This window comes from Granulicella sp. L46, assembly GCF_009765785.1.
GTDB lineage: Bacteria > Acidobacteriota > Terriglobia > Terriglobales > Acidobacteriaceae > Granulicella.
On the sequence record NZ_LMUT01000012.1, the window covers coordinates 1,131,594 to 1,150,865 of the forward strand.

Here is a 19,272-nt window from a genome sequence, read left to right on the forward strand (position 1 = left end):
TGCGGCCCCGCCACTCCTGCGGTGCCCACTGTCCCCTGCGGTCCAGCAGGTCCAACTGTCCCCACCCCGCTTCCGACCAGCGCAATGTCCAACTCGGGAGCATGCGCAGTCTCATCATTCTCTTTGCTGTCAAACTGCACCACCGTCCCACTCCCCGCCACCAGCGCCAATCCAAAGTTCGTTCCCGGTGCCCCCACCCATCCCTGCACCGCCGACGTCACATCGAACGTCACAAACTCTCCCGCCCCCGTCACCTGCGCAGTCTGAAACGGCGCGCCCATAGCCGGCAGCGTCGCATAGGTCACACTCGACTCCGTCCACGCACCGCCCACCAACTCTGCCTGCACAACCCCCGGGACATCTGCCCGATTGCAGTACACACGCAGCGTCGCCTTCGCAATCTGCGCCGGTGTCGTCCCCGCAGGCAGCATTCTCAGGTCAATCTGAACCAGCGAGGTATACCCGCCACCCACATTTAGATTGCTAAGGCTTCCCGAGTTCACCGCAGGCTGCGCGCTCGAGACATGCGCATCGCCCGCCAGAGTCCCCTGTTGACCCCACATACTCCCCGGCACGCACACCGCCATCACCAGCAGCAACCTCACCGCAGTGCAAACCGTGCCCCTCATCCGGAGCGTGCGCTTCACTTCTTTCAGCCCTCAGCTGCATACAGCAACGATCACAACTCAACAACGCACATTGCCGACGGGCCTCCCGGATTTCCAGAGTGGTTACCAGGGGTAGGACCTTTTAGTTCGGCAGAGACCTAAGCCAATTCAAGCAACAATTAGAGAAACCTCATGTGATGAAAATCACATGACTTAGGACATGATCGCCCTACCCCGTCTGGCCCTGCAGCACGACACAAAATCCCCACCCTCACCTTCCTGCGTCAAGTTATGAGACGATGCACCCAATGCCCTCCTCGCCCGACCAGGGTCTCGCTCCCTCCGACAGCGCCAGCAATCACCATCTCTCGCGCCAGCTCACCCTTCGCGACCTTGTCCTCTCCCAGGTCCTCACCGTCGTCGGAAGCTCCTGGGTAGGCCTTGCCGCTGGCCTCGGCCACGCCCAAACGCTGGTCTGGCTCTTCGCTTTCGCCGTCTTCTACACCCCAATGGCTGTCGCCGTTTACTTCCTCAACCGCGAGATGCCTCTCGAAGGGGGCCTCTACGTCTGGGCCCGCCGGTCCTTCGGCGACACCATCGGCTTCCTCACCGCGTGGAACATCTGGGCCTACGGACTCTCCTCCATCGCCACCATCTTGTTCCAAATCCCCAGCGAGTTCGCCTTCATGATCGGCCCGCGCGCGGCCTGGGTCCCCGAAAGTCACACCATCGTCTTCATCGGCCTCGCCGTTCTTCTCGCTGCCCTCGCTCTCTCCGCCATCCGCGGCCTCGCCCTCGGCAAGTGGATCCATAACGTCTCGGGCGCCGCGATGATTGCTGCGTTTGCCCTGCTCATCTTCGCGCCGTTTTGGGCGATGGCCCATCATGTCCCCATACACTTCACCCCTTTCGAGCTGCATCTGCCCCACACCGATCCCAACTCCCTCGCTCTCATCGGCCAAACCCTCTTCGCTGCCGCTGGCCTTGAATACATCGCGATCATGGCGGGCGAAGCCAAGTCCCCCTCCCGCGACATCGGCCGCTCCATCATCATCGCCACGCCCATCATTGTCGTGATGTTCATCTTCGGAACCGCTTCGGTCCTCGCCTTCCACGAGTACACCGGCGTCCCCATCAACTACATCGCCCCGATCCCCCAGACCCTTCGCCTCGCCTTCGGCGCCAGTACCCTCGGCAACCTCGTCGCCCGCGTCATCATCCTGCTGCTCCAAATCCGCATCCTCGGCGCCGCCAGCTATCTCTTCACGGGAGTCTCCCGCCTACCTATGGCAGCGGGCTGGGATCACCTCATCCCCGAATGGTTTTCCCGTCTCCACCCGCGCTACCGCACCCCCACCAACTCAATCCTCGTCGCCACACTCATCGTCGCCGCACTCATCGTTCTAGGCAGCGCAGGAGTCCACGCCGCCGTCGCCTTCAACCTACTCAACAACGCCTCCAATGAGTTCTATGTCCTCGCCTACCTCGTGATGTTTGCGATCCCCGTCCTGATTCCGATAGCCGGCCTAAAATTGCTACGCGGTCGCATCCCCACCTGGGCCATCGTCATCTGCGCCGTCGGCTTCGTCACCTCCGTCGCAGTGTTCGCGCTCAGCGCCTACCCCTTCGACGGCTCCTCCAAACTCCTCACCTTCGCCACTGAGATCATCGGCACCACCCTCATCGTCAACCTCATCGGCTACGCCTTCTACCGCACCCGCTCCCTCCGCGCCACTGCGCGCTAACTACTTTTAACTCCCGCCGTCCGCGCAGGACCCAGCATCCAACCCGTATGCTTTCTTCCATGCCTTCGAACGCCACCGACCCGCTAGCAAACACTCCTGGCCATCGCTCCACCCCGGACCGCCTCGTCAACATCCCTCGCCTGGTCACGGCCTTCTATGCCAACCACCCCGACCCCGCCGTCCCCGAGCAGCGCGTCAGCTTCGGCACGTCAGGCCACAGAGGCTCGTCGCTGAACTCGAGCTTCAACTACGCGCACATCCTCGCCATCACGCAAGCCATCGTCGAGTACCGCGCCACCCAGAACACCACCGGCCCCCTCTTCCTCGCGCAGGACACCCACGCCCTCTCCGAGCCAGCCTTCTCCACCGCCCTCGAAGTCCTCGCGGCCAACGGCATCACGGTGATGATCGACCAGGACCTTGGCTACACGCCCACGCCTGTCCTCTCGCACGCCATCCTCGAATACAACTCCTCCGGCGCGAAGACCCCCGCCGACGGCATCGTCATCACGCCCTCGCACAACCCGCCCGACGACGGCGGCTTCAAGTACAACCCGCCCAACGGTGGCCCCGCCGACACGACCGCCACCAAATGGATCGAGAATCGTGCTAACGAGCTCATCACCAACAAACTTCAGGGCATCAAGCGCCTTGCCTTCGCCAAAGCTCTCGCCGCCGAAACCACCCGCCGCCACGACTACATCACCTCCTACGTCAACGACCTCGGCAACGTCATCAACTTCGATCCCCTCGCTGGCACCGCCTTAAAGCTGGCGGTCGATCCGTTAGGCGGCGCTGGCGTAGCCTACTGGCCTCGCATCGCCGAGCAATATAAACTCCCGCTCCAGATCCTCAACCCCTATGTCGATCCAACCTTCCGCTTCATGACCCTCGACTGGGACGGCCGCATCCGCATGGACTGTTCTTCTCCCCTCGCCATGGCGAGCATGATTGCGAATAAAGATCTCTACGACGTAGCCTGGGCCTGCGACACCGACCACGATCGCCACGGAATCGTCACGCGCAGTTCCGGCCTGCTCAATCCCAACCACTACCTCGCCGTGTGCATTCAGTACCTCTTCACGCACCGGCCTGATTGGTCCGAAAATGTAGGCATTGGCAAAACTCTCGTTAGCTCCAGCATCATCGACCGCGTAGCCAAAGGCCTCGGCCGCCCCATGCTCGAAGTTCCTGTGGGGTTCAAGTGGTTCGTCGACGGATTGATCGACGGGACGCTAGGATTCGTAGGCGAAGAGTCAGCTGGCGCCACCTTCCTCCGCCGCAACGGCAGCGTTTGGACCACCGACAAAGACGGCCTCATCCTGGGTCTACTTGCTGCAGAAATAACTGCCACTACCGGGAAAGACCCCGGCGTTCTCTACAACGAACTCACCGCCAGATACGGTGCCCCCGTCTACCAACGCATCGACGCAGCCGCGACCAAGGAAGAAAAATCCAAGCTCGCCAAACTCTCGCCGAGCCAAGTCACCGCCAAAGAACTAGCCGGTGAACCCATCACGTCCATCCTCACCGAAGCCCCCGGCAACCACGCGCCCATCGGAGGCCTCAAAGTCACGACCGAAAACGGCTGGTTCGCCGCTCGCCCCAGCGGCACCGAAGATGTCTACAAGATCTACGCAGAGTCCTTCAACGGCCAGGACCACCTAACCCAAATCCAAACCGAAGCCAAAGCCCTGGTCGCCAAGGCCATCGCTTAACTCTCGCCGCCGGCGGAGGACGAGCCAACCCTCCCTTACAGCTGCCATCTAAATAATGAAAGCGGCCGGACGCAGACCGCTGCAAATCTGTTGCCCGGAGCGAAAGTATGCCAACCAAATCCCACACCCTCTCTGCCGACGATCGCAAGCAAATCGACGACTCCAAGTTCGCCTTTCCCGAACAGCGCAAAGAGCCCCTCGAAAACGCATCCCACGTTCGTAACGCCATCGCGCGCTTCGACCAGGTCAAGGACGTCTCCGATGCAGACCGCGAGAAAGCCTTTCACCGCATCAAGACCGCCGCGAAGAAATTCGGCGTCGAGATGAAAGAGACCCACTGGCACCAGCTAGGCAATCACGCCCACACCAAGAACTCCTCCAACTAACTCTCACACGGCAAACACGGGTGCCCATTTATGACTGTCTCATCGCCATGGGTGGGCATTGCGTAACGCGCGACCGCCCGCAGCTTGAACCAGAACCCAACCCTTTTCCTCCCGACCGGCCCTTGCCGTCCGCGGAGGACAAGGACTGCGCTATCCTTCTCATGTCCTCGGGCCTACTTCCTTCACAGGAGCCCCACATGCGAACCCTCCGCCGTATTCTTCTCGGCCTCGCCGTCCTAGTCGCGGCCGTCTTCGCGATCGCCTATCTCGACGGCCTTACCCTCCCCGTCAACCACGTCGCTACTGTCACCGGCACGGTCGCCGCGCCACCCGCCAAAGTCTTCGCGCTTATCACCAACATCTCTGGCGCTCCCAACTGGCGACATGCCGTCAAATCCGTCACTGTCCTTCCTTCGGACGCCGGTCGCGACCACTGGACAGAGAACCTCGCCCACGGCCAGACCATGACATTCCTTGCCACCCGCACCGAGGCCCCCACCCGCCGCGACGTCCTCCTCGACCTTGCCACCCCCTCCTACGGCGGCACCTGGACCTACCTGCTCGTCCCAGGCCCCACCCCCGACACCACCATCCTCACCATCACCGAAACCGGCTTCATCCGGCCCCCACTCTACCGTTTCATGATGCACCACGTCCTCGGCCTCACCTACAACCTGAACCAATATCTAACCGACGTCCGCGCCGCAGCCCCCACACTTTAAACCCGCGCCGGACCTTGACGCATCCGACTGACTCCTTTAGTCTCAAGTTCAAGATGAAGCAGATCCACACCGCCGCCTTCTGTTGCATGTGTTGTCGCATGCCGCGCTGTCGCGCCGGTGTCTGTCTGCTCTAAGCGAACCCACAAACTTCGCAGCAAGCTCAAACACCCACGCACAGCTCTTTAGCAGCGTGGGTTTCGTGCATCTGAGCCCAATTTTCTCCCCTCACAACCAAGCACAGGAGTTCCCCATGGAATCCCCCACCCGCAAGCTGGCCTTCAACGCCGACGCCGCCGCTATCCTCATCGCCCTCACCTTCGCGGCGCTCATCCGGCTCAACATCATCCATCGCATCTCCTGGTAACCACGGTTCTTTCTGAGAACTGACAACTGAGAACTGACAACCTGCCTTTGTCCGCCCAAACCATCCCGCTGCCCACACCCGCTCGCAAGCCTCCGCGATCGCAGCAACTGCTCGCGCTCCTGCCCGGCACGCTCCTGCTCTTCGCCATCGGCCTCGCCGGCAAAGCTCTCGAATCCCTCGGCATCTTCCTTCGCGCCCACCACCACTACTTCCCGCGCATTGAGTACGTCCTCTGGGCCATCATCCTCGGCCTCGTTATTTCGAACGTCTTCTCAGTCCCCGCGATCTTTCGACCCGGCATCGCAACGTACGAGCTCTGGCTCAAGCTCGGCATCGTTCTCGTAGCGGCCCGTTTCGTTCTTTCCGACGTCCTCCGCATCGGCGGCATGAGCCTCGTCCTCGTAGCCATCGAGCTCGTTCTCTCCCTCAGCGTGATGACGCTGCTAGGCAAGCTCTTCCGTCTTCCACCGAAGCTCACGAGCCTGCTCGCCATCGGCAGCTCTATCTGTGGCGTCACCGCGATCATGGCTGCGCAGGGCGCCATCGACTCCGACGAAGAGGACACCACGACCGCCATCGCCGCCATCCTAGCTCTCGGTGCCCTCGCCCTCTTCACCTTCCCCGCGATAGGTCATGTGCTCCACATGGGCCAGCAAGCGTACGGAATCTGGGCCGGCCTCGCGGTCGACAACACTGCCGAAGCCACCGTCACCGGCGCTCTCTACGGCGACATCGCCGGCCGCTTTGCAATTCTCGCGAAAACGGCCCGCTCTGCCTTCATCGGCTTCGTCGTCCTTGGCTACGCGGTCTACTGGGCATCGCAGGGCCAGGCCGCCCGCGTGGAGCGCAAAGCCCTCTTCCTCTGGCAGAAGTTCCCCAAGTTCATCCTCGGCTTCATGGCGCTCTCCATCCTCGCCAGCGTCGGTTTCTTCTCGGCGGGGCAGCTAAGCTCTCTTGGCAATCTCAGCAAGTGGGCTTTCCTCCCCGCCTTCGCCGGCGTAGGCCTCCGCACCCAGCTCCGCGACCTCGTCACCCAGGGCTGGCGCCCCATACTCGTAGGGGTCCTCGGTGAGATCTTCATCGCCCTCATCACACTTGGCATGGTCTTAGCGGTCTACCACCACGGAGCCGCCCAATGACGAATCTTCCCACCGCACCCCTCGCAACACCCCGCTGTCGTTGTCGCTGTTAGTCCCCAACTAACTCGCGCGAGAACCAGCTCTCCACCACAACACAAATCCAAAAGCCTGCCGCAAGCACGCGCAGGCGCACACCCACACTCAGGAGTCCCATGCAACGCCTTCGCCTCATCCTCCCTCTCTTCCTCCTAGCCTTTTCCCTCGCGGCCCGCGCCCAGGTCGTCGGCGGCACCATCGCCGGCCTCGTCACCGACTCCTCCGGCGCCGCCATCCCCGGCGCCCACGTCCTCATCCACAACGACGACACCGGCGCCCAGCGCTCTCTCAACACCAACGCCTCCGGCCAGTACATCGCCTCCTCTATTGCGGTCGGCCCCTATACCCTCAACGTCACCGCGCCCGGCTTCGCCCAAACTACCCGCACCATCACCCTTACCACCGGCCAATCGCTCAACCTTAACCTCGCCCTCTCCGTCGCCGGCCACGAGACCGTCACCGTCCACGACACCCAACCCATCGTGAACACCTCCACCGAACAAACCGCTGGTCTCGTCGACTCGCGCCAGGTCAAACAGCTTCCCCTCAACGGCCGCTCCTACGACCAGCTCATCCTGCTCAATCCTGGCACCGTGAACTACACCAACCAACGCAGCGGCGGCATCGGAACTTCAAATTCTTCGGTGGGCAGCATGTTCTCCGTATCCGGCCGCCGCCCGCAAGACAATCTCTTTCTCCTCAACGGCATCGAGTACACAGGCGCGTCGCTGATCAACACCACGCCCGGCGGCACCTCCGGCCAGCTTCTCGGCATTGACGGCATTCGCGAGTTCAACGTCGTCACCGACACTTACTCCGCGGCCTACGGCAAGCGCGACGGCGCGCAGATCTCCATCGTCACCACTGGCGGCACCAACCAGCTCCACGGCTCCGTATACGAGTTCGCCCGCAACAGCTTCTTCGACGCCCGCAACTACTTCGACGGCCCCCGCATACCGGAGTTCCAGCGCAACAACTTCGGCGCCTCGCTCGGCGGCCCCATCCGCAAGAACAAGCTCTTCCTCTTCGCCAACTACGAAGGCTACCGCCAGAACCTCGGCGAGTCGCTCGTCACCCTCGTCCCCGATGCAACCTCGCGTGCCAAAGCCGTCGCCAGCGTAGAGCCGCTGCTCAACCTCTGGCCCATCGCCAACGGCCCGGAGATCACGCAAAACGGCGCCGCGACCGGCATCGCTCAATGGATAGGCTCCGCTCCGCAACACATCCGCGAGGACTTCGGCACCACCCGCTTCGACGCCAACCTTTCCAACAACGACACCTTCAACTCCATCTACACCATCGACGACTCCGACGCTGTCTCTCCCTCTGCCAATCCCTACTCCTACGTCGACGAAACCCTTCGCGAACAAGTTCTCAGCGCCGAAGAGCACCATGTCTTCTCGCCTAACTTCATTAACGTCGCGCGCTTCGGCTTCTCGCGCGCCAGCTACTACTTCAACGGCTACGTCCCCGCCGAACAGCAAGCGCTCACGCCCTCCGTCCGTCCCGGCGTCCCCACCTACGCCGTCGTCATCTCCGGCTCCACTGCCTCCAACGGCGCATCCTCCATCACGGGCGCCGGGGCTAACGTCGGCGCCAACAACGCCATCACCCGCAACCTCTTCACCTTCGACGACCACGTGTTCTACACCGTCGGCAAGCACACCCTAGAAGGCGGCATCTGGATCCAACGCCTGCAGTCCAACGACAACCTTGCCCAGGATCAGTACGGGCAGGCCTCTTTCGCCTCGCTCGCTACCTTCCTCACTGGCGCCATCAAGACCTTCACCTACGCGCCGGACATCACCGAGCTAGGCTGGCGCACGCTCTTCGCCGACGCCTTCCTCGAAGACACCTGGCGCATCACCCCTCGCCTCCAAATCCGCGCCGGCTTCCGCAGCGAGTCCTCCACCGGCTGGAGTGAATCGCAAAACCGCGCCAGCGTTTACTCCTTCGGAGCCGTCAGCAGCGGAGCACCGCTGGGCGTCATCTCCACCAACCCCACCTCCGGCCTCTCCAACGCTCTCACCGACAACCGCGCTCTCTTCCTCCCCGAGCCGCGCATCGGCCTCGCGTGGGATGCCTTCGGCAACGGCCGCACCAGCGTCACTGCCTCTGCCGGTCTGCATCACTCCCTGCTCGATGCGCTCGACTACCGCCTCGACCAGGCCGCCCCCTACAACACCGTCAACTCCTACTCCAGCACCACCGTCACCAACCCCATAAGCGGCACGCCAAAGATTTCACCCTCCACCATCGCCACCAATATCTCCACGCCCACGCTGTTCTCCTACACGCTCAGAATCGAGCAGCAGCTCGCGCCCTCTACCTCCCTCACTCTCGGCTACAACGGCTCGCACAGCTACCACCAGATCCTCAACGGCGATCTCAACGAGCCAGACTTCGAAGTCCTCGCCAACAACCTCATCTACTACCCCACCACCACCAAGGCGAACAACGCCGTAGCGAACACTACCTCCTGGTGGTCCGGCGGCACGGGCAATTACAACGCCTTCATCGTTGACCTGCGCCACAACCTCTCCCGCGGTCTGCAATTCCGCATCAACTACACCTGGTCCAAAAATCTCGACGACGGCTCCGCCTGGAACACTTCCGTCTCTTCCAACACGCCAGCCTTCGTCTCAGTCCCGGCTCTCCCGCATCTTGACTACGGCCCCGCCGCCACCGACGTCCGCCACCTCTTCGCCGCCAACGCTACCTACGATCTCCCCATCGGCACCGGCCAGGCCCTCTTCGCCGACGCCAACAAGTTCACCGAGCACGTCATCTCCGGCTGGAGCCTCGCTTCCATCGTGAGCCTCTCCACGGGCTTCCCCTTCTCGCCGCAACTCGGCTACAACCCCACCGGCTCCGGCGACAGCCGCAACCCTGTCCGCCCCAACGTCAACCCCAACTTCACGGGCAAGCTCTACCCCGGCGGCAGCACCGCCCAAAAGGCCGCGCAGTTCTTCAACCCCAACGCCTTCTCCGCTCCCGCCTACGGCACCGTCGGCAACGCTGGCCGCGACAGCCTCGTAGGCCCCGGCTACGCCGACTGGGATTTCTCCCTCCTCAAGTCAACGCAAATCACCCAGCGTTTCCGCCTGCAATTCCGCGCCGAGTTCTTCAACATCCTCAACCACACCAACCTCTCTCTCCCCAACGAAGTCGTCTTCTCTAATGGCCCCACCCAAGGCACCACTGCCAACCAAACCACACCCGCGGCCTTGGGCACTCCAGGCGTCATCACGGCCACGGCCAACACCAGCCGCCAAATCCAACTAGGCCTCAAACTTCTGTTCTAAGCGACGCCTCCGGGGGCCCCATTCATAGACGGCATCATCGTCATGAGTGGGGTTCACAGATCTCTGCTGATATATGCTTCCTTGCAGAGTCCATCATGCCCAAGCCCCTCTCCCCAGGCCGCCTCGAAGCCTTCTCCGACGGAGTCATCGCCGTCATCATCACCATCATGGTGCTCGAGCTCCACGTCCCTGGCAAAGAAGTTTCGAACCTCAACGGCCTTATCGCCCTCGCCCCACTCCTCACCGTCTATCTCCTCAGCTTCGTCCAGACAGGCATCTACTGGGTCAACCACCATTACCTCGTCGACGATCTCGACCACGTCACCCACGGCATCCTTTGGGCCAATCTCGCCTTCCTCTTCACGCTCTCGCTCATTCCGTTCGCCACCACCTGGATCGGTAGCCGAGGCATCTCATCCTTCTCCGTTGCGCTCTACGCCTTTACGTGCGTTCTCCCCGCCATCACCTGGGTTGTTCTTTCCAACTGCATCTGTCACACGTCCGGCCAACCACCCGCGGGCAGCCGGATCAAGCAAGCCATCTCCACCGGCCTCTACTTCGGCTCGATCCCCGCCGCCTACTGGTCGCCCAAAGCCGCGCTCGGCATGATCTGCCTCGTGGCAATCCTCTGGCTCCTGCCTCCTCAAAAGGTTGTCGAACAGACCCGATCCTTCAAGTCCGATAAACAGTCCCACAGCGATCCGCGCTAAACTCGCAGCGGTATGAAACTCCAAGGCTGCGGCACCGCGCTCGTCACTCCTTTCCACCCCGACGGCTCACTCGACGAGCCCGCCCTCCGCGCCCTCGTCGAATCCCAGCTCGCCCAGGGCGTCTCCCTCCTCATCCCCTGCGGCACCACCGGCGAAGCTTCCACTCTCACCGAGGCTGAGACCCACCGCGTCATCGGGATCACCATCGAGGTCGCTGCCGGCCGCGCTCCCATCTTCGCTGGCTGCACCCACAACGCCACCGCCCAGGCCGTCCACAACGCCAAGCGCATCGCGAAGATTCCCAACCTCACCGGTATCCTCACCGCCAACCCCTACTACAACCGGCCCAACCAGGAAGGCCAGTACCAGCACTTCCGCGCCATCGCCGAAGCCGTGCATCTGCCCATCCTCCTCTACAACATTCCAGGCCGCACCGCGACCAACCTTCTCCCCGAAACCGTTCTCCGCCTTACCGAGATTCCCAACATCGTCGCCATCAAGGAATCGAGCGGCGTCATGGGCCAGATCACTGAGCTGCTCGCCAACGCCCCCTCCACCTTCTCGGTCCTCGCTGGCGACGACGCCTTGGCCCTGCCTGTCATCGCCCTCGGCGGAACAGGTCTTGTCTCCGTTGCGTCGAACGCAATCCCCGGGCCTATGTCCCTGATGATCGCCGCCGCGCTCTCGGGTGACTGGGTTACCGCGCGCGATCTCAACAAGCGCTACTTCGCCCTCATGCAGGCCCACTTCATCGAGCCTAGCCCCGCCCCTATCAAGGCCACCCTCGCCCTCCTCGGCCGCTGCTCGGAAACCCTTCGTCTTCCAATGGTCCCCGTAACCGAAGCCACCCGCACCAAACTAGAATCCATCCTCCAGGGCCTCAACCTCCTGCCGAGCAACTAGCCGTCTTGCGTCTCTCCACCGCCATCCCCGCTACAATCAACACATCCATGAACTCCGCAACTCCGCAAGACCTAGAACCCCTCATCGAGCACTGGTTCGCCCAGGGCCTCTTCGCCGTCGGCAACCCTGACGCTCTCGCCGTCTTCGTCCAGCTACGCGACGCCCTCGAAGCCGGCACCCTCCGCTCCGCCCAGCCTGACCCGACCGCCCCAACCGGCTGGCGCGTCAACGCCTGGGTTAAGCGCGGCGTACTCCTCGGCTTCCGCCTCGGCCGGCTTGAAGCCGTCGAGGATGGCGTGCTCCACTGCGTCGACAAGCACACCTACCCCACCCGCCGCTTCACGCCCGAGCAGAACATCCGCATCGTTACCGGCGGCTCGGCTGTCCGCGCCGGCGCTTATCTCGCTCCCGGCGTGATCGTCGTCCCGCCCGCCTACATCAACACTGGCGCCTTCGTCGACGAGGACTCACTGGTGGATTCCCACGCCCTGGTCGGCTCCTGCGCCCAGATCGGCAAGCGAGTCCACCTGTCAGCAGCCTGCCAGATCGGCGGAGTCCTTGAGCCCATCAATGCCTCCCCCGTCATCATCGAAGACGACGTTTTAGCCGGCGGCAACACCGGCGTCTACGAAGGCACCATCGTCCGCTCCCGCGCCGTCCTCGCCTCGGGAGTCATCCTCACCCGCGGCACCCCCGTCTACGACCTCCCCAACAAAACCATCTACAAAGCCACCCCCGAAACCCCCCTCATCATCCCCGCCGGCGCCGTAGTCGTAGCGGGCAGCCGAGCGATCCAGCACGGCTACGGTAAAGACTTAGGCCTCAGCGTCTATACCCCCATCATCGTCAAATACCGTGACGAGAAAACCGACCTCTCCACTAGCCTCGAAGACCTTCTCCGCTAGCCACGGAACCACCGACCCCGGCGCTGCGTACAATTCCATAGAAAGGCAGCCACGAACCATGAAGCTTCTCCTCTTCCTGATCCTCCTCATCCTCTGCTGGCCCGTAGCCCTGCTCGCGCTCGTCCTTTACCCTTTCATCTGGCTCATCCTCCTCCCCTTCCGCCTGCTCGGCATCGTAGTCGGTGGCGTGTTTGAGCTCATAGGCGCCCTCTTCACCCTCCCCGCCCGCATGATCCGCGCCATCTAGCCCCACCGCCCCGGCATCTAGCGCTACACTATCCGCACGATGCCCAATCATCATGACCTCGTAACCAAGGACGGTTTCCGTCTCCGCGGCACCCACATGTCCCGCATCGACGGCTTCTCCGACGTCGTCTTCGGATTCGCCCTCACCCTCCTCGTCGTCTCCCTCGAAGTTCCCCACACCTACGACCAATTCCATGCCGCCCTCCTCGGCTTCGTCCCCTTTGCCATCTGCTTCTTTTTCCTCATCCTCGTCTGGATGTCCCATTTTCGCTTCTTCCGCCGTTACGGCCTGCACGACATGGGCACCCTGTGGATCAACTCGGCTCTTCTCTTCTCCGTCCTTTTCTACGTCTATCCCGTCAAGTTCATGTTCGCGGTGGCCAGCGGCATCCACGTCGACTCCAACGTCTTCTCCAATCCCTCCCAGCCCCGCGAGATGATGGAGGTCTACTCCCTCGGCTTTGCGGCAATCTACTTCTGCCTCACCGCACTCTACTGGAACGCCTGGCGCCAACGTCGCCAGCTCAAGCTCAATCCCCTCGAGATCACCATCACCCTCGCCGACTTCTCGGAAAAATTAGGCGATGCATGCATAGGTCTCCTCTGCGCCTTGATCGCCCATCTTCTCCCACCGCATGAAACCGGCAACGCTGGCTGGTTCTTCTTCCTCATCGCCATCTGGAGCACCATCAATGGCAAAATCGCCGGCCGCAAGATTCGCCGTCTCCGCGCCCTCACCCCTCCCGAAGAACTCGAGCCACTACCCCACGCCTGAGTCGCGCACCTCGGCACCGCATCCCGCCAGCTGGCCGCCAATCGCGCTACACTTGCCCAACCATGCAGTTCTCCCACCAGCCAAAGTCCCACCAAGGCTTCCGCCTGCGCGGCCTGTCCACCTCGCGCATCGACAGCTTCTCCGACATCGTCTTCGGCTTCGCCCTCACCCTCATCGTCGTCTCCTCCGCCGTTCCCCACACCTTCGACCAGCTTCGCACCGTCCTTCTCGGCTTCTACGCCTTCGCCATCTGCTTTTGCCTGTTCATCTTCATCTGGCTCGCACACTTCAACTTCTTTCGCCGCTACGGTCTCCACGACGCGACCACCATGTGGATTAACTTCGCCCTGCTCTTTACCGTGCTGGCGTACATCTATCCACTCAAGTTCCTCTTCAGCTTCGCGGCCCACGATACCGGCCCGGGCGTTTTCTCCAGCTTTTACCAGCGGCGCGATCTCGTGGTCATCTACGGTGCGGGCTTTGCCGCCCTGCAGCTGTGCTATGCCGCTCTCTACGGCAACGCCTGGCTCAAGCGCACGCCTCTCCACCTCAGTCCACTGGAAATCGCTCTCACCCTCGCCGACTTCTGGAATTACATCGGCACCGCCTCGGTCGGCCTCCTTTGCTGTCTCCTTGCTTTCCTCCTTCCCCTTGCCCACGCCAGCAGAGCCTTCTACGGCTTCTTTCTCCTCATCATCTGGGGACGAACCCAGGCCATTGTCTCCGCTCGCCGCATCCGCGCCGCCCGCGCCCGCACCGCGCCCCAGGATCTCGAACCCTTTCCCTCCAAAGCGAATGCCGCGTAAATTGCAGCCATTCCTGCCCCCAATTGCTCACTCATCTGGCCGCAATCTTTCCCCAATCCGACTCGACTTTCCGTACTGCGATAGACTGAAGGTCCATGGCTAATGAAAAACTGCAAATAATCCCGCTTGGCGGACTCGGCGAGTTCGGCATGAACTGCCTCGCGCTCCACTATGGCGACGACATCATCGTTATTGACGCCGGCCTCATGTTCCCGGAAGAAGAGCTCCTCGGCGTCGACATCGTTGTCCCCGACATCTCCTACCTCATCGAGAACCGAGCGAAGGTCCGCGGGATCATTCTTACCCACGGACACGAGGACCACATCGGCGGCCTCCCGTGGATCCTCTCCGACCTCAACGTCCCCGTCTACGGCACCGAGTTCACCCTCGCCTACGTCGAAGGAAAGCTCGAAGAGCATCGACTCCTCGACGATGCCGAGCTCATCGAAATCCTCCCCGGCCGCCGCTTCAACCTCGGCGTCTTCTCGATCCTCCCCATCCGCGTCACCCATTCCCTAGTCGACTGCGTCTCCTTCGCGATCCACACCCCCGTCGGCATCGTCGTCCACACCGGCGACTTCAAGATCGATCTCTCCTCGCCCGACGGCCACCCCTTCGACCTCCAGGCCTTTGCCGACCTCGGCAAGCAGAATGTCCTCTGCCTCCTGCAGGACTCGACTAACGTCGATCGCCCCGGCTTCACGCCCGGCGAAAAGGCCGTCATCCCCCGCCTCGACGACATCTTCGGAGCCGCCAAGCGCCGCATCTTCTTCTCTTGCTTCTCTTCCTCCATCCATCGCATCCGCATCGCCATGGACCTCGCCCACAAGCACGGCCGCAAGGTTGCGTTGATCGGCCGCTCCATCGATAACTCCACAGAAATCGCACAGGACCTCGGCTACATCGACCCGCCCCAGGGCCTCATTATCCATCCCAACCAGATCAAGGACACCCCAGCCAACAAGCTCTGCATCCTGATCTCCGGCACGCAGGGTGAACCCATGTCGGCGCTCTCCCGTGCCGCCGTCGACAACCACCGCTTCGCCAAGATCGAGCCCGGCGACACCGTCCTTCTCAGTTCGCGCGTCATTCCCGGCAACGAAAAGGCCATATACCGCGTCATCGATCACCTCGAGCGCCGCGACGCCCGCGTGATCCACGACGACGGCACGCATGGATTGATTCACGTCTCCGGCCACGGCTCGCAGGAAGAGCTCCGCATGATGATCAACCTCGTGCGCCCCAAGTTCTTCATCCCCGTCCACGGCGACTACCGCCACCTCAAGCGCCACGCGGAACTCGCCGCCGCCACCGGCGTCCCCGAGAAGGTCATCCTCCTCGAAGACGGCGATGTCCTCACCCTCGACCGCGAACACGCCGAAAAAACCGGCAAGGTCACCACCGGCCGCGTCTGCATCGACAACAACTCCACCGCCGACGTAGTCGAAGACACCGTCATCCGCGACCGCAAACATCTAGGCGAAGACGGCGTCTTCCTTCCCATCATCGCCATCAACAAGCGCACCGGCCAGGTCGAAGGTGTCCCCGAAATCACTACCCGTGGCTTCGCCGCTGACGACCCCGAACTCCTCCGCAATGCCCGCGATATCGTAGCCCGCACCCTTGAGCAGTCGAGCGAAGAAGAGCGTCGCGACTACGGCGTCATGAAGGACAAGATCCGCGGCGATCTAAAGCGTTTCCTGCAAAAGAACGCGAACCGTCGCCCCCTCATCATGCCCATCATTCTGGAGCTGTAACCAGCCCTCTAATCCCAGCGATCAATGTGGCGCTGTCGTGCTGCTGACCGGCGCGCTCTGTTTCCCTATGCTCGCGGTCATCTTTGCGACAAAGTCCGCCTGTAGCGCCTTCAACTGTGGCTGCATCTCGACCATGCGGGCCTGCACCACCTTCATACTTGCCTGCATGAGCTCCGGCGTCTTGCTCAACATCGTCTGCCCAGCGGGCGACTTGTAGAACGCTGTGATCGCCTCGATCTCTTCCGTCGTATACTCCGCCCCATAAATCTTCACATACTCCGGCTCGAGTGACTTCCAACTCAATGCGTCATGAGAAAGCTTCATCGCCTTGTCCGTAAAGTCCTTGATCAGAGCTCTTTGCTGCTCCGTCATCTGGCTTGCGCCGGGCGTCGTCTGTATCGTCTGCTCAATCATCCCGTTGATGGTGGTCATCATTTGCTCCATCGTGCGATCCATATGCATCGCGTCGAAGAGCTCCTGCACCTTCGCTTGCTTAGCCGCATCCAGATCCGCCGATGCCACCGTCTGCGCCTTCACCACAGGCCCCACCGCCAACATCACCGCACACACTGCTATCCAACGCTTCATCCGAAACCCTCATGCCTTCCTGAATTTTGAGCCGCGTGCCTGAGCCTACGCCTTCCCCTCACAAAGACTCAACCACAGCAGCGGCTGCCCATCCGTCCGCGCAGGACCTACGGCGCATACTGCGTAAACACACCATCACGCGAAGCCTTCGCATGGCAAGGCGCGCAAGTCTTCATCTGCGCGTCCGTAAATGCTTTGCCCTCCGGCGTGAAACTCCCAAACCCCCACCCACCCGTAGCCGCATACTTCTTCGAATCCTTCACCATGAACTGATAATTCGAAGGCGGCCCCGGCGTGTACGACTGCACATCGCCAAACACCGTGTTGTTCTCCGCATTCGGCAAGTGGGTATAGTGCAACGCCGCAATGATCGTCCCGTCAGGATACGGAAGCGTCTTTTCGCGGTAAGCCTTCATCGCCACCTCGTTGCCCAGCATAGCGCCAAGACTATTCAGCTTCCCTGCCTCATGCGCCACGGAAATCAGCTGCCAGTCGCGAAATCCAGACGGCATTTTGGTCAGGTAAATTGGGGGCGCCGCCTTATCCGCCTGTCCGGACGCGGGCACCATCCAGGCGATACTGCCAGCCAGCATTGCAAGTGCCATCAGAAAAAAATGGATCCGTCTCATAGTTCCTCATTGAGTAAGTGCGTCCACAAGTTCTCCTGCCTGGCATCGAAGCGGGAAACGAGTGAATTGAGCCTCGTGAAACCAGATAGCCTGCGAAGCGGGATCTGCCACTCCCCTTCGGAAGCACGATCGGCCGGGGTTCCCCCGCCCATCCTGCCTCCTCATACGAGAGGCCAGAATTGTAGCAATCAAGCTTGAAGAGTCGCAACGTCTCGGAGAGAACGCCCGCACTTCGCATGGCTGGCTCGCCCGCATCGTTTCGTCCGCCCCGCCAATTCCTGTCAAGCCCTCCAACCCCACCGAATCCGCCAAAACCCCTGTCAACACTGGCGATTTAAATTCTCAAAAGTTGGCATACTTGCCCCTTCCACTCAACTAAAATAGAAGTAGGGACAAATTCAGCGTCGACAGGGCTATCACCCTAATTTGCAGGAGAGCCTTGACCTCGAAAGCCTGCACTCGACTCGCGGGATAAGTCCCTGCTCCGAAGAGGCATACTGTGCAGATGGTCAGACCCTGTTTTCTCGTGATCGACCGTGAACACGCTGGCGCGATTTCGACCCGAAAGTTAGTCATCGAGACCGCGAAATTCAACGTGCTCACGTCCTACTCTTCAGCCGAGGCCATTGCCACGCTCCAGAAGTTCCCGCAAGTCGACGGCGCTGTCGTCGATGCCGGAATGGACGACATGTCCTGCAGCGATCTCGTCCGCGGTTTACGCGAGGTTCGGCCCAACTTGCCGATCATTTCGATCTGCCCACCGGGCGCGTCCAACTGCGAAGGCGTGACCCAGCAGCTCGAGTCCTTCGATCCCAGGCGTCTCCTCGCCATCCTGGAGAAGCTCGTGCCAGAGGCATCCGACGCGATCGAAAAGCACGAAGAGGACCTCGCCCGCAGAGACGAGTAAGTCGCTCCTAACTCAGAGTCCAACCGTCCAACTTACCCAAAACACCGTTTTTCGGGACGTACCAAAAGAGTGGATCGCTGACGAGAAGCCGACTTATGAAGTCTGATCGCGGAGCAATCAGGCTTTGAATTGCTTCCATTCTCCTTCGGAGACAACTTCAACAGAGTCGCCGATCACCTTGATGGCGGTCTGATCATCGATGGCGTACACCGGCACCGGTAACTTTGCCGCCCACTTCGATGCGCCAGCGAACGAAGCGTCAGGGCGATCTTTGTGGTTCGCGTGTGGAATCAATGCAAAGTCAGTAAATCCCGCTCCTCTGGCCGTGATGAAATTCATCGTGACTTCGCCATCGCCGGTGGGGAATGTCATGTCTTCCCGCGTGAGTGGACTTCCAGTCCCCTGATACGGCTTGTGATAGGTTTCGCCGAAGATGGGAGCTACCACCATGCTACCGGCGCTTACCCCGACATACACCACAGGTCGTTGCATGGACGACAAGAGATCTGGCAATCCGGACTTGTTCATCCAGTAGCTCAGGAATAGCGGATCGCCGCCCCAGACGAGCAGTGCATCCGTTTCCTCTACCGATGGAACCCACACGTTTCGATCGATGCTGGGCAGCGCGGTGAGCTCGAGCAACCCTAACGACTTCCAGCCCAATTCGCACAAAGGAGTTGGGGCCTTTCCGCAAATCGCCCTATAGGCCATGGCAGCGCCTACGGAGAAAGGATAGATGCCGGTAGGAACGAAGAGGGCGTTGGCTTCGGCAATCGGCTTGCCCAGAAGATCGACCAGAGCGCGCTGAATGCTCGAGTTGCTGATGCCGGAAGAAGTGAGGAGAAGCTTCATCATGCGTGTCCTTCGTATGAGCGTGTTCGATGAGCGAAGCGTCCGAGAGCTGTTGAAGGGATACTTTTGCATCTAAGCCGTCTGAATGCAATACTTTACAAGAAGGGGTGGGGGTACTTTTGCCACCTAACTGCAATGGTATGAAATAGTTACAGGCAAGGTATGACCAGC

General features: G+C 61.4%; 18 protein-coding genes. 14 read left to right on the top strand and 4 right to left on the bottom strand.

Annotation, left to right across the window (positions count from 1 at the left end):
- Window positions 1-647: DNRLRE domain-containing protein (locus GSQ80_RS14240; protein WP_158788242.1), on the bottom strand; the 647-nt coding region annotated here is incomplete at its 3' end.
- Window positions 648-916: 269 nt separating this feature from the next.
- Between GSQ80_RS14240 and GSQ80_RS14245 the strand changes: the two genes are divergently transcribed.
- From GSQ80_RS14245 to GSQ80_RS14305, 13 genes are all read left to right on the top strand, one after another.
- The gene (locus GSQ80_RS14245; RefSeq protein WP_158788243.1) at window positions 917-2,353 is read left to right on the top strand and encodes an APC family permease; all 1,437 of its coding nucleotides are present in this window, start codon (window positions 917-919) and stop codon (window positions 2,351-2,353) included.
- Window positions 2,354-2,412: 59 nt separating this feature from the next.
- Window positions 2,413-4,071 carry a phosphoglucomutase (alpha-D-glucose-1,6-bisphosphate-dependent) gene (pgm, locus tag GSQ80_RS14250; protein WP_158788244.1) on the top strand — a complete coding sequence of 553 codons (1,659 nt, stop codon included), beginning with the start codon at window positions 2,413-2,415 and terminating at the stop codon, window positions 4,069-4,071.
- Window positions 4,072-4,178: 107 nt separating this feature from the next.
- Entirely contained in the window at window positions 4,179-4,457 is a 279-nt protein-coding gene (locus GSQ80_RS14255) for a DUF6582 domain-containing protein (protein WP_158788245.1), read from the top strand.
- Between the two features lie 197 nt (window positions 4,458-4,654).
- Window positions 4,655-5,179 (top strand): SRPBCC family protein, encoded by a 525-nt coding sequence (locus tag GSQ80_RS14260; RefSeq protein WP_158788246.1) that lies wholly within the window; start codon window positions 4,655-4,657, stop codon window positions 5,177-5,179.
- Between the two features lie 411 nt (window positions 5,180-5,590).
- Entirely contained in the window at window positions 5,591-6,682 is a 1,092-nt protein-coding gene (locus tag GSQ80_RS14265) for a YeiH family protein (protein ID WP_158788247.1), read from the top strand.
- A 152-nt stretch (window positions 6,683-6,834) separates the two neighbouring features.
- The gene (locus GSQ80_RS14270) at window positions 6,835-10,023 is read left to right on the top strand and encodes a carboxypeptidase-like regulatory domain-containing protein (protein ID WP_158788248.1); all 3,189 of its coding nucleotides are present in this window, start codon (window positions 6,835-6,837) and stop codon (window positions 10,021-10,023) included.
- A 95-nt stretch (window positions 10,024-10,118) separates the two neighbouring features.
- Complete coding sequence (locus GSQ80_RS14275; RefSeq protein WP_158788249.1) at window positions 10,119-10,733, top strand: TMEM175 family protein; 615 nt, start codon at window positions 10,119-10,121, stop codon at window positions 10,731-10,733.
- A 12-nt stretch (window positions 10,734-10,745) separates the two neighbouring features.
- The gene (dapA, locus tag GSQ80_RS14280; RefSeq protein ID WP_158788250.1) at window positions 10,746-11,636 is read left to right on the top strand and encodes a 4-hydroxy-tetrahydrodipicolinate synthase; all 891 of its coding nucleotides are present in this window, start codon (window positions 10,746-10,748) and stop codon (window positions 11,634-11,636) included.
- Window positions 11,637-11,683: 47 nt separating this feature from the next.
- The gene (locus GSQ80_RS14285) at window positions 11,684-12,541 is read left to right on the top strand and encodes a 2,3,4,5-tetrahydropyridine-2,6-dicarboxylate N-succinyltransferase (RefSeq protein ID WP_158788726.1); all 858 of its coding nucleotides are present in this window, start codon (window positions 11,684-11,686) and stop codon (window positions 12,539-12,541) included.
- A 58-nt stretch (window positions 12,542-12,599) separates the two neighbouring features.
- Window positions 12,600-12,788, top strand: coding sequence for a hypothetical protein (locus GSQ80_RS14290; RefSeq protein WP_158788251.1), 189 nt, complete (start codon window positions 12,600-12,602; stop codon window positions 12,786-12,788).
- Window positions 12,789-12,827: 39 nt separating this feature from the next.
- The gene (locus GSQ80_RS14295; protein ID WP_158788252.1) at window positions 12,828-13,562 is read left to right on the top strand and encodes a TMEM175 family protein; all 735 of its coding nucleotides are present in this window, start codon (window positions 12,828-12,830) and stop codon (window positions 13,560-13,562) included.
- 62 nt (window positions 13,563-13,624) lie between these two features.
- Complete coding sequence (locus tag GSQ80_RS14300) at window positions 13,625-14,368, top strand: TMEM175 family protein (RefSeq protein WP_158788253.1); 744 nt, start codon at window positions 13,625-13,627, stop codon at window positions 14,366-14,368.
- A 95-nt stretch (window positions 14,369-14,463) separates the two neighbouring features.
- A complete protein-coding gene (locus GSQ80_RS14305; protein ID WP_158788254.1) occupies window positions 14,464-16,125 on the top strand; it encodes a ribonuclease J in 1,662 nt (553 codons plus the stop codon).
- A 21-nt stretch (window positions 16,126-16,146) separates the two neighbouring features.
- On the opposite strand, the gene GSQ80_RS14310 is transcribed toward GSQ80_RS14305, so the two are convergent.
- Window positions 16,147-16,713, bottom strand: a complete 567-nt coding sequence (locus GSQ80_RS14310) for a DUF2059 domain-containing protein (RefSeq protein WP_158788255.1) — start codon at window positions 16,711-16,713, stop codon at window positions 16,147-16,149.
- Between the two features lie 107 nt (window positions 16,714-16,820).
- Window positions 16,821-17,342 carry a cytochrome P460 family protein gene (locus tag GSQ80_RS14315; RefSeq protein ID WP_158788256.1) on the bottom strand — a complete coding sequence of 174 codons (522 nt, stop codon included), beginning with the start codon at window positions 17,340-17,342 and terminating at the stop codon, window positions 16,821-16,823.
- A gap of 505 nt (window positions 17,343-17,847) precedes the next feature.
- Between GSQ80_RS14315 and GSQ80_RS14320 the strand changes: the two genes are divergently transcribed.
- A complete protein-coding gene (locus GSQ80_RS14320) occupies window positions 17,848-18,249 on the top strand; it encodes a response regulator (RefSeq protein ID WP_158788727.1) in 402 nt (133 codons plus the stop codon).
- 117 nt (window positions 18,250-18,366) lie between these two features.
- Here the strand turns inward: GSQ80_RS14320 and GSQ80_RS14325 are convergent, their stop codons facing one another.
- Window positions 18,367-19,104 carry a Type 1 glutamine amidotransferase-like domain-containing protein gene (locus GSQ80_RS14325; RefSeq protein ID WP_216850324.1) on the bottom strand — a complete coding sequence of 246 codons (738 nt, stop codon included), beginning with the start codon at window positions 19,102-19,104 and terminating at the stop codon, window positions 18,367-18,369.
- Between the last annotated feature and the right edge of the window lie 168 nt (window positions 19,105-19,272).

Excerpts from the sequence above, each read along its gene's own strand:
- GSQ80_RS14245 (WP_158788243.1), top strand. The coding sequence starts at position 917 with ATGCCCTCCTCGCCCGACCAGGGTCTCGCTCCCTCCGACAGCGCCAGC.
- pgm (WP_158788244.1), top strand. The coding sequence starts at position 2,413 with ATGCCTTCGAACGCCACCGACCCGCTAGCAAACACTCCTGGCCATCGC.
- GSQ80_RS14255 (WP_158788245.1), top strand. The coding sequence starts at position 4,179 with ATGCCAACCAAATCCCACACCCTCTCTGCCGACGATCGCAAGCAAATC.
- GSQ80_RS14260 (WP_158788246.1), top strand. The coding sequence starts at position 4,655 with ATGCGAACCCTCCGCCGTATTCTTCTCGGCCTCGCCGTCCTAGTCGCG.
- GSQ80_RS14270 (WP_158788248.1), top strand. The coding sequence starts at position 6,835 with ATGCAACGCCTTCGCCTCATCCTCCCTCTCTTCCTCCTAGCCTTTTCC.
- GSQ80_RS14275 (WP_158788249.1), top strand. The coding sequence starts at position 10,119 with ATGCCCAAGCCCCTCTCCCCAGGCCGCCTCGAAGCCTTCTCCGACGGA.
- dapA (WP_158788250.1), top strand. The coding sequence starts at position 10,746 with ATGAAACTCCAAGGCTGCGGCACCGCGCTCGTCACTCCTTTCCACCCC.
- GSQ80_RS14285 (WP_158788726.1), top strand. The coding sequence starts at position 11,684 with ATGAACTCCGCAACTCCGCAAGACCTAGAACCCCTCATCGAGCACTGG.
- GSQ80_RS14290 (WP_158788251.1), top strand. The coding sequence starts at position 12,600 with ATGAAGCTTCTCCTCTTCCTGATCCTCCTCATCCTCTGCTGGCCCGTA.
- GSQ80_RS14295 (WP_158788252.1), top strand. The coding sequence starts at position 12,828 with ATGCCCAATCATCATGACCTCGTAACCAAGGACGGTTTCCGTCTCCGC.
- GSQ80_RS14300 (WP_158788253.1), top strand. The coding sequence starts at position 13,625 with ATGCAGTTCTCCCACCAGCCAAAGTCCCACCAAGGCTTCCGCCTGCGC.
- GSQ80_RS14305 (WP_158788254.1), top strand. The coding sequence starts at position 14,464 with ATGGCTAATGAAAAACTGCAAATAATCCCGCTTGGCGGACTCGGCGAG.
- GSQ80_RS14310 (WP_158788255.1), bottom strand. The coding sequence starts at position 16,713 with ATGAAGCGTTGGATAGCAGTGTGTGCGGTGATGTTGGCGGTGGGGCCT.
- GSQ80_RS14315 (WP_158788256.1), bottom strand. The coding sequence starts at position 17,342 with ATGAGACGGATCCATTTTTTTCTGATGGCACTTGCAATGCTGGCTGGC.
- GSQ80_RS14320 (WP_158788727.1), top strand. The coding sequence starts at position 17,848 with ATGGTCAGACCCTGTTTTCTCGTGATCGACCGTGAACACGCTGGCGCG.
- GSQ80_RS14325 (WP_216850324.1), bottom strand. The coding sequence starts at position 19,104 with ATGATGAAGCTTCTCCTCACTTCTTCCGGCATCAGCAACTCGAGCATT.